The following is an 8377-nucleotide window of genomic DNA, read 5'->3' as shown; positions in this document are numbered from 1 at the left end:
TTGAGCTAAGGCGAGGCAACGCCGTACTGGGTTAAAGTTAATCCACTATAATACGCTGGCTTTCCAAACCAGACAAAAGGTCGTCTGAAAACGGCTTCAGGTTGAACACAACCTGCGGCGTTTGTTTTCAGACGACCTTGTTTGCCGAAGAGGCGAACTTTTCCTATTCCCTGACTAGCGTGGGATTCGATGACGGGCGGCGATTATTTGTCGCCAAGTCCTAAAGGATGATCTGATAATGCCGTCATTCCTGCGCAGTCGGCAAAGGTGGCTGACAAATGTCCTGTTTTCATTTTGGCTTGCGATTTTTTTTACTTTAATGCACCTGATGAACAGCAGGTTGAACCCGAAAAACAAAACCCTGCGCATGAAAGGCAGGGTTCGGGCTTTATCGGCAAATCTACACCTTGCTTTTGAGGATTTTGCGGATGGCGGAAAGCTGGCGGCGGCTGACGGGCAGGGGTTTGGGGATGTCCAATATCTGCGCGCCCCAGGCGGAATCGCTGTCATCGTCGTCGTCCAACCGTATCAGGTAGTCTAATGTGTGGCGGAAGGCGAGGGCGTTGCGGTGGAGACGGATGATTTTTTCGCCCAACAATTCTTCCCAATAAACCAGGGTTTTGGGCAGTTCGTAGCTTTGTCTATCGCCGGTAACCAGAAAGACGGTTTTGTGTTCCGCCATCAGATAACGCGCCTGCTGCCACGGGATTTCGATCATGCGGTCGCGGCTGAAGACTTGGAAATGGGTAAAGTCGTCGGCTTTTTCGCGGTATTTTTCGCTGACCCGGTCCAATGCCGCCTGTAGGCGGGTTGAGCGGATGGGTTTGAGCAGGTAGTCGGCTGCCGCCAGTTCGAAGGCGCGCAAGGCATGTTCTTCGTAGGCGGTGGTGAAGATGATTTCGGGCTGGCGTTTGGCGACACGCTTGATGCGTTCGACCAGCTCGAGTCCGGTAATTTCGGGCAGTCCGATGTCGGCAAATACGATATCGACTTCGTGCATACTCAACCAGTCCAAAGCGGGCTGAGCGTGGTGGAATACGTTGAGGATGACGACGTTGCACTCTTCTAGCAAGATGCGCAGGCGTTCTGCGGCGAGCACTTCGTCTTCAACAATAATGACACTTAACATAATGATTTTCTTTTGTTATTTTTAAGTTTGACTGTCGGGTGAAAAGTCGGCACGGATGGCCGTCTTCCCGTTATGCATTTGGTTACGGCGATTATAGTAAATATGAAGTATTAATGTGCGTGTTATGTAAAAAAATAATTACATTCGAATAATATCTCGAGTAATTTGTTGCAATCTCGCCAATCTACTCCGTAACTATATCATGTATCGGTATTTTATGCGGCTGCCAGTGTTCTATCGCCCAAGATAAAAGCGCCTGCGGGCGGGAAACTTCGGGTGCGGGCGGAAGGTTGAGGTATTGCAGGACTTGGCGGAGTAATTGTTCTTTATGGTTTTCGTCCAAGGCGGGGGCAAGCGTCTGCTTTGACCATTTCTGCCCGTGTTTGTTGACTAAAAGCGGGAGGTGGGCGTAATGCGGGGTAGCGAAGCCGAGGCTGCGTTGCAGGTAGATTTGGCGCGGGGTGGAAACGAGCAGGTCTTGCCCGCGTACGATGTGTGTGATGCCTTGGTCGGCATCGTCGGCGACGACGGCAAGCTGGTACGCCCAAAATCCGTCGGCACGCAAGAGGACGAAGTCGCCGATGTCGCGGGCGAGGTTTTGGGCGTAATGTCCGACGATACCGTCGTCAAATCCGATGGTTTCGTCGTTGACGCGGATGCGCCATGCGGGCGGTTTGTCGGTGTGGGGGCGGTCTTCGGGGCGGCGGCAGCGTCCGTTGTAAACGAATCCGTCGGCACCTTGGGCGGCGGCCGCCTGCCAGTCTTTGCGGCTGCAATAACAGGGATAGAGCAGGCCTTTTTCTTTCAGACGACCCAAGGCGTCCCTGTACAGCGAATGGCGGCGGCTCTGCCAAACGACTTCGCCGTCCCATTCGAAACCGAAGGCTTCGAGCGTGTGCAGGATATGCGCGGCGGCACCGGGCATTTCGCGCGGCGGGTCGAGATCTTCCATGCGGACCAGCCATTTGCCCCGGTTTGCGCGTGCATCGGCGTAGGATGCAAGCGCGGTCAGCAGTGAGCCGATGTGGAGCAGGCCGGTGGGGCTGGGGGCGAAGCGTCCGATGTAGTCTGTTGGTAGGGTTGCCGTCATGGTTTTGGGATTGGAGCGGGTTGATGGAAATCGGTTTGGGCGGGACTTGCCGTGTCCGTTTTAACTGCGTTGCGGCAGGGTTTTCAGACGACCTTTGGGGAAAGATCGTCTGAAAACGGGCAAACTATACCAAGCAACTGCTTCTGCGGGCAATGTTATAATGCCGTTTCAACACATTACGGACAGATTCCATGCTCATTGATACTTCACGTCCCATCCTTGTCGTCGATACCGGTACGTCTTTTCTTTCACTCGCTTTGCGTGCGGACGGAGAGGTGCGCCTGTATCATGAAAACGTCGGTACGCGCCAGTCAGAACTCATCCTGCCGCAGATTCGCGTGTTGTTCGAACAGGCGGGCATAGGCGCGTCGGATTTGGGTGGCATCGTTTATGCGCAAGGGCCGGGCGCGTTCACCGGATTGCGTATCGGGGCGGGTGTCGTGCAGGGTTTGGCAACTCCTTTCGACGCGCCCGTTGTCGGTGTACCGAGTCTGGACGCGGCGGCTTATCTGGTTCCCGACTGCCCTTGCGTATTGGCGGCGACCGATGCGCGTATGGGCGAAGTGTTTTATGCGTGGTTTGATACGCAATCCCATACGCGTTTGGGCGATTATCATGTCGGCAAGGCTTCGGAAATCGTTTTGCCGCAAGGACAAACCTTCGGAGCGGGTGTGGGCAACGCCTTTGCCTTGGCTGACAAGCCGCCTTTCGACGGCATACCGTCCATGCCGACTGCCGCCGATTTTCTCGAGCTGGCACTGAGCGGGCGTTATCCTGCGGCAGACGCCGCACATGCCGAATTGCTATACGTCCGCGACAAGATCGCCCTGACGGCGAAAGAGCAGGCGGAAAGGAAGGCGAAACCATGAACATCCGTCAGGCAAGCTCTGATGACTGTGCCGCCCTGACCGCAATCGATGCGGCGGGCAATCCCTCGCCTTGGTCGGAGCGGCAGTTTCTCGAAGCGGTAGCAAATCCTGCCGATACCGTTTGCGTCTGCGAACGCGGAGGCGGAATCTGCGGTTTTGCCGTCTGGCGCGAAATCTGCGGCGAGTCCGAGTTGCATCTGATTGCCGCCGCTCCGGCGTGCCGCCGACAAGGCATCGCCTCAAAACTTTTGGCATATTGGTTTCAGACGACCTCAAGCCAAGGCGTATCTCGCCTGTTGTTGGAAGTCCGCGCAGGCAATGCCGCCGCCATCGGCCTCTACCGCAAATACGGTTTTATCGAAACAAGCCGGCGGAAAAATTATTACCCCCTGCACGGGGGCGGATATGAAGACGCAATTTTGATGGAAAAACCATGTTAAGCAGCCGTTACCTCCATTTGCACGAAGCCTTGGGACTGGGGCCGATGTGGCTCAAGCGCGGTGCAAAAACCGTTCCCGCTGCTTTTGCCGCGCCCAAAACCGGTATGCCCAAACCCGCGGCAGCGCCGGTTCAGACGACCATCCCACGTCAGGAACGCACCCTGTCGGCAGGGGCGCATCAGGCGCGTCTGTCAGCAATGGCAGCCGTACACATCGGAAGCCAACCGGACGTACCCGAGCGCGAAATGCCATCCCTGCAAACCGTGGCTGTCGAAGCGGCCCGTCAGCCCGAGGCGAAACCCAAACAGGAAACGCCTGCGGACAAACAAGCCCGCAGCATCCAAAACACGGCAGATTTGCCTGCCGCTCCGCACCATTCAGACGACCTCCCGCGCCTGTCCGCCACAGTCAAAACTGCGCACCTGATGGTGGTCAGCATCTGCCCTTCGACCGAAGATACGCTGCACGGCGAATTGTTTCACGGCGAAACCGGCGTCCTGCTGGACAATATGCTCGCCGCCATCCGCCTCAGCCCGCAGCAGGCGCACAAAACCAGTTGGGTGAAAGCCGCCCCCGTGTTCAGCCCGCATCCCTCGGAAGCGCAAATCCACGCCGAATTGCCTACACTGAAGCATGAATTGGAATCGTCCCAGGCCCGTGCGGTATTGTTTTTAGGGCAGGTTTTCGAACAAAAAGAAATGATGGCGGTCATGGACGAATTGTGCGGCGGCATACCGTATTTCACCATCCCGCACCCCGCCCGCCTGCTGCGCCAACCGCGCCTGAAGGCATATGCCTGGCAGGTATTGAAGAAAGCGGCGGCTGTGTTGTAGGGTTGATTGGAACAAAGGTCGTCTGAAACTTGGGAATAGGGTTTCAGACGACTTTTTTGCATTTTTTCAGCGGAGGCGTTTTGGGGACGAGGCACGCGCTAAGATGATGATAAAGATTACATTCTGTCATTCCTGCGCAGGCGGGAATCCACTGGAAGCCCTATGCAACGGGTGTTTGCAAAACAGCCGGCCGTAGCGTGGGCTTTGCCCACGGACAGGGTTTGATGACGCGTAAGTGTAAAGATAACCGCGTTATTTGCATCACAAAAGGTCGTCTGAAAACCTTGTCTTTGCACGCGGTAGTGAAAACATAGAGCCTGTTCTAAAAGGTGTTTTCGCTATCTTCATCCGTGGACAAAGCCCACGCTACGCCGTAAGCCTAAGCAACAGGTATTTGCCAAACAGTTGCTGAGATTCAAAAGTGGGTTCCCGCCTGCGCGGGAATGACGGCATCGGGGGATTTTTGTTTAATTGATGGGCTGTTTTCGCGGAAAAGCCCGCATTACAGGTTGAAAGCTAACCGTAGCGTGAGCTTTGCCCACGGATTGTTTTTTGAAAAGTGAAGGTCGTCTGAAAATCTGCGTACAGGTTTCAGACGACCTTTCATATTTTCGTGGGCATAGCCCACGCTACAATTTGCCTGTGGATTGGATTTCCGACGCACAAGGTCGTCTGAAAACCGAAAACTTAAAATCTGTCCTTACGAGCGGTAGTCGGCGTTGATGGAGACGTAGTCGTGCGACAGGTCGCAGGTATAGACGGTGGCGGCGGCTTGTCCGCGGTGGAGTTTGATGCGGACGGTGATTTCGTCTTTTGCCATCACTGCCTGCCCTTGCTCTTCGGTGTAGCTTGCGGCGCGGCCGCCGTTTTCGGCAACCAATACTTCGTCCAGATACATTTCGACGGTGTCGGTGTCCAAATCGGCGATGCCTGCGTAGCCGATGGCGGCGAGCAGTCTGCCGAGGTTGGGGTCGGAGGCGAAGAAGGCGGTTTTGACCAGCGGCGAGTGGGCGACGGCGTAGGCGGCTTGGCGGGCTTCGTCGCGGGTTTTGGCGTTTTCGACGCGGACGGTAATGAATTTGGTCGCGCCTTCGCCGTCGCGGACGACGGCTTGGGCAAGCTCGAGAGCGAGGCTGCCGAGCAGGTCTTTGAGCTGTTTGTAGCGCGGGTCGGCGATGTTGTCGATTTCGCTTTGGCTGTTTTTGCCGGTGGCAATGATGACGAAGCTGTCGTTGGTGCTGGTGTCGCCGTCAACGGTGATGGTGTTGAAGGTTTCGTCGGCAATTTCTTGGGTCATCAGTTGGAGGATGGGTTGGGAAACTTTGGCATCGGTGGCGATGAAGGAGAGCATGGTTGCCATGTTGGGGTGGATCATGCCGGAGCCTTTGGCGATGCCGGTGGCGCGGACGGTGTGTTTTTCGCCGACGCTGCCTTCGCGCGAGGCGGATTTGGGCACGGTGTCGGTGGTCATGATGGCGCGCGCGGCGTCTGCCCAGTCTGCGGGTTGCATTTTGGGCAGGGCGGCGACGATTTTGCCGACGGGCAGTGGCTCGAGGATGACACCTGTGGAGAAGGGAAGGACTTGCGAGGGTTTGCAGCCGGTTTGTTCGGCGGTGGCGGCGCAGGTTTCGATGGCGTCGATTCTGCCTTGCGCGCCTGTGCCTGCGTTGGCGTTGCCGGTGTTGATGATGATGGCGCGCACGCCGTCTTCATCGAAGAGGTGTGATTTGGCGATGTGGACGGGGGCGGCGCAGAAGCGGTTGGTAGTAAAGACGGCACCGACGGTGTTGCCTCCGGAAAGTACCATCAGGGTCAGGTCGGCGCGGTCGGCTTGTTTGATGCCTGCGCGGGCGGTGAAGAGTTGGATGCCGTCGATGTTCAGCAGTTGGTCTGCGGTTTTTTCTGTAAGGTTGACTGCCATTTTGCTGCTCCTTTGTTTGGGGTTGTTGTTGATTTGGTTTTCAGACGACCTTTTGGTTCATCGGGGGGCGTCTGAAAAGTGTTCAGAATCCTAATACGGGGATGATAATTGGGGCAATGGCGGCGGTCAGTACGCCGTTGAGGGTCAGCCCCAGCCCTGCGTATGCCGCCATGCGCCGGCTGCGCTCGAGCGAGGCGGCGATGCCCATGGCGTGTGAGGCGGTGCCGAGCGACATGCCGACCGACGAGGGCATGACCACAGTGTTTTTAAGTACGGTATAACCGGCTATCTGCCCGACCAGTCCGGCGACGATGACGGTGGCGGCGGTGATGGCGGGGATGCCGCCTATGGTGCGGGTGATTTCGATGGCGATGGGGTTGGTCACGGATTTGGCGGCGAGCGAGAGGATGACTTCGCGTTCCGCGCCCAGCCATTTGGCGAAATACATGCCCGTGATGATGCCGGTAACGCTGCCGGCGAGCTGCGAGACGATGACGGGCAGCCACTGGCTGAAGATTTTTTGACGGTTTTGATAAAGCGGGACGGCAAGTGCGACGACGGCGGGCTTGAGCCAGAAGTCGATAAACTGCGCGGCATCGTGGTACACGGCGTAGTCGATGTCGAGGATTTTGAGGTAGGCAATCAGGGTAACGGTGCTGATTAAGACGGGGTTGAGCAGCAGGTAGCCCGTCCGCGCGCGGAGGATGAGTGCCAGCGCGTAAACCGCCAGCGTCAGGAAAAGCAGGACGCTGGGCTGCTGCCACAGGGAAAGGATGCCGTCCATCAGATTTTCTCCCGTATCCATTGATGCACCTTGCCCGTAACCAACAGGACGCACACGGTGCTGGCGGCGGCGGAAACGATTATCGACAGCCAACTGTCGGCAATCAAATCCAAATAGCTGATGACGGCGACGCAGGGCGGCACAAGGAAAAGCGTCAGGTTTGCCATCAGCGCGTCGGTAAGCTGCTGCAACCACTCGGCTTTCACCCACCCCGCCTGAAGCATGGCAAACAAAATGCCCATGCCGATAATGCTGCCGGGCAATTTGATGCCCGTAAGGTAGGCGGCGGTTTCGCCGAGCGCGAGGCAGCCGAGCAGGACGAGCAAGGCGCGGATGGTGTGCATGGGTCGGGTTTCCTCTATGGTTTGCCGCTTTGCAGACGGGCGGTTTATGAAACTTTGTTAATAATTGAATCATAACGCCCTTGGGGTCGTCTGAAAACCCGTTTGCCGGTTTGATTTTGTCCCGGCCGCGTTTTCAGACGACCTCATGCATGACGCAGGCGGCCCAGTCCATTAAAATCCCCGTTTCAGACGACCTTTAAAGAAAGAACACTATGTATCACGCATTCGGCGGCGCAACAGGCGTACGCAACCTGACCGACCGCTTTTACGACTTGATGGAACTCGAGCCGCAATACCGCGCCCTGCGCCAGATGCACGGCGAAGACATGACGCTGATTCGCGAAAAACTCTACGAATTTTTCAGCGGCTGGCTCGGCGGCCCGCCCTTGTTCGAGCAGAAATACGGCCATCCCATGCTGCGGGCGCGGCACATGCCCTTTGCCGTGAATATGCAGGTGCGCGACGAATGGGTCGCCTGTTTCGCCCAAGCCATGAACGAACTGGAAATCGGCAAAGACCTAGCCGAGCCCGTCCTTATCCGCATTTTTGCGATGGCGGACTGGATGCGCAACCAAAACGAAGAAGGCGTAGAACCGCCCATGCCGCCGATGGCGGTCGATCCCGCAATCCGCATTCCCGATCTGAAAAACGTCTTAAAGCAATATGGTGTGGACGGGTATTTCACAACCTTTCCTGCTTGAGGTCGTCTGAAAAAGGCGAATCCCTTCCCGTTTTCCCTGTTTGATAAAAGGGCTGCTGCTGTAAAGTTGCAGTCATTTGCGCTTCAATCAATGGAGGGGAATCTCGATGACTATATTTTTGACGGTAACAGTTAGGCAAGGTGGCAAAATAGCATTTTAAATGCAGTCAGGATAGAATTACGACATTTTCAGACGACCTCGACCGTCGTCTGAAAATGTCTTGATTTTTTATGAACCATATAGTGGATTAACAAAAATCAGGACAA

The 8377-nt window shown here is 56.1% G+C and carries 9 protein-coding genes; 4 read left to right on the top strand and 5 right to left on the bottom strand.

Features of this window, described 5'->3' with window-relative positions:
• Window positions 1-400: 400 nt before the first annotated feature.
• Window positions 401-1129, bottom strand: a complete 729-nt coding sequence (locus tag HMPREF2907_RS10435; protein ID WP_039407778.1) for a LytR/AlgR family response regulator transcription factor — start codon at window positions 1127-1129, stop codon at window positions 401-403.
• 184 nt (window positions 1130-1313) lie between these two features.
• Window positions 1314-2219: a tRNA glutamyl-Q(34) synthetase GluQRS gene (gene gluQRS, locus HMPREF2907_RS10430; RefSeq protein WP_070682637.1), complete on the bottom strand. Its 906-nt coding sequence runs from the start codon at window positions 2217-2219 to the stop codon at window positions 1314-1316.
• A gap of 191 nt (window positions 2220-2410) precedes the next feature.
• On the opposite strand from gluQRS, the gene tsaB reads away from it, so the two are divergent.
• The 3 genes from tsaB to HMPREF2907_RS10415 are packed head-to-tail and all read left to right on the top strand — an operon-like array spanning window position 2411 to window position 4361.
• Window positions 2411-3088 carry a tRNA (adenosine(37)-N6)-threonylcarbamoyltransferase complex dimerization subunit type 1 TsaB gene (gene tsaB, locus HMPREF2907_RS10425; RefSeq protein WP_070682636.1) on the top strand — a complete coding sequence of 226 codons (678 nt, stop codon included), beginning with the start codon at window positions 2411-2413 and terminating at the stop codon, window positions 3086-3088.
• On the top strand, window positions 3085-3528 hold the full coding sequence (gene rimI / locus HMPREF2907_RS10420) for a ribosomal protein S18-alanine N-acetyltransferase (protein ID WP_070682635.1): 444 nt from the start codon (window positions 3085-3087) through the stop codon (window positions 3526-3528). The genes tsaB and rimI overlap by 4 nt, the downstream gene beginning before the upstream one ends.
• The gene (locus HMPREF2907_RS10415; RefSeq protein ID WP_070682634.1) at window positions 3522-4361 is read left to right on the top strand and encodes a uracil-DNA glycosylase family protein; all 840 of its coding nucleotides are present in this window, start codon (window positions 3522-3524) and stop codon (window positions 4359-4361) included. The genes rimI and HMPREF2907_RS10415 overlap by 7 nt, the downstream gene beginning before the upstream one ends.
• Window positions 4362-5061: 700 nt before the next feature.
• Here the strand turns inward: HMPREF2907_RS10415 and argJ are convergent.
• From argJ to HMPREF2907_RS10400, 3 genes are all read right to left on the bottom strand, one after another.
• A complete protein-coding gene (gene argJ, locus HMPREF2907_RS10410) occupies window positions 5062-6282 on the bottom strand; it encodes a bifunctional glutamate N-acetyltransferase/amino-acid acetyltransferase ArgJ (protein ID WP_070682633.1) in 1221 nt (406 codons plus the stop codon).
• Window positions 6283-6364: 82 nt separating this feature from the next.
• Complete coding sequence (locus HMPREF2907_RS10405; protein ID WP_070655788.1) at window positions 6365-7066, bottom strand: LrgB family protein; 702 nt, start codon at window positions 7064-7066, stop codon at window positions 6365-6367.
• Window positions 7066-7410 carry a CidA/LrgA family protein gene (locus tag HMPREF2907_RS10400; protein ID WP_070682632.1) on the bottom strand — a complete coding sequence of 115 codons (345 nt, stop codon included), beginning with the start codon at window positions 7408-7410 and terminating at the stop codon, window positions 7066-7068. The genes HMPREF2907_RS10405 and HMPREF2907_RS10400 overlap by 1 nt, the downstream gene beginning before the upstream one ends.
• A 212-nt stretch (window positions 7411-7622) precedes the next feature.
• Between HMPREF2907_RS10400 and HMPREF2907_RS10395 the strand changes: the two genes are divergently transcribed.
• Window positions 7623-8111, top strand: a complete 489-nt coding sequence (locus HMPREF2907_RS10395) for a group II truncated hemoglobin (protein WP_070682631.1) — start codon at window positions 7623-7625, stop codon at window positions 8109-8111.
• Window positions 8112-8377 lie beyond the last annotated feature (266 nt).

Origin of the sequence: Neisseria sp. HMSC055H02, from assembly GCF_001813335.1 — a bacterium.
Classification (GTDB): Bacteria; Pseudomonadota; Gammaproteobacteria; order Burkholderiales; family Neisseriaceae; genus Neisseria; species Neisseria sicca_C.
The sequence above is the reverse complement of the archived record's forward strand: the minus strand, read 5'-3'. Positions and strand labels throughout refer to the sequence as shown.